A 1,103-nucleotide genomic window follows, 5' to 3' on the forward strand; every position below is an offset into this window, starting at 1 on the left:
AAGTAATAAGAGACATTAGCAACCAGTCGTGTTTTGCGCGGCTACATCTATTAAAAAAGAAAGTAAGGACAAGTTATGAGCGAGTACATCCGTTCTATTTCTTACACCACTCAAATTGCGGAAGGCTCACATTGGTCTTTTCGCTTACGTAAAGGCACGATTTTACGACTAACAGACTTACTTGGCGGCGCCAACGTTGGAATGTTGTTTTATAACCCCGAGGACTTATTAGAGCGCTACAACGCGCCTGATACCCTCAAGTGCCAGCACACATTTAAACTCACAAAAGGCAATTGCTTGTATTCAGATATGGGGCGAATTTTCGCTTCGATCGTTGAGGATTCTCTCGGCTGGCACGAATCAGTTTGTGGTAATTCTCATGCCTCTCATATTGAGGCGCGCTGGGGTGCGCGTGACTATCAAACAGATCGAAATGATTGGCTGCAAAATGGGCACGACGCGACCTTAGTAGAGCTTGCGAAATATGGTTTGGGCCCCGCAGATTTGGCGGCAAACATTAATTGGTTTAGTAAGGTCTCGGTAAATTCTGAAGGTCAGATGGCACTTGATGCCTCGGCAGATACACAAGGTGCTTCAGTGACTTTGCGTATGGAGATAGATTCCATTGTTGTGCTGCATACCTGCCCACATCCTTTAGATCAGTCTTCAAGCTACCCAACAATGGACGTAAAAATTGAATTGGGTGAGGCATTGCCTGTCACCGAAGATGATTACTGTAAGAATTTCCGCCCTGAAAATGGACGAGGATTTGCAAACAATGCCTTGTATCAGTTGGGCTTAGGGGGCACGCCATGATTATTGAGAGCACATTACTTCCTGAAAATGCACTGACCCGACAAGTGGTTGATGCAGGGGACTATTACATTGGTGTGGTCAATGCGGGAGAAATCATCCGTATTCTAGACCTAGAAGGCAACCAAGCCGCTGACACCTTGTTTTTTAATGCACACAACCCGACTGAACGTTACAGCGCGATGGATACTGTGCGCGAGCAGGGTGCTGTTTACCTCACTGCAGGTTCAGAGCTTCGATCAAATTTTAATAACGTGATGCTTGAAATTGTTGCTGACACTTGCGGTCGT

General features: G+C 46.0%; 2 protein-coding genes. Both read left to right on the forward strand.

What is annotated here, in order from left to right; genetic code table 11:
- Positions 1-75: 75 nt before the first annotated feature.
- Positions 76-816, forward strand: coding sequence for an urea amidolyase associated protein UAAP1 (locus tag A3762_RS12250; protein WP_068499866.1), 741 nt, complete (start codon positions 76-78; stop codon positions 814-816).
- A partial coding sequence (locus tag A3762_RS12255; RefSeq protein ID WP_156493425.1) for an urea carboxylase-associated family protein occupies positions 813-1,103 on the forward strand: 291 nt, incomplete at its 3' end. The genes A3762_RS12250 and A3762_RS12255, both read left to right, overlap by 4 nt.

The organism is Oleiphilus sp. HI0125 (assembly GCF_001635355.1).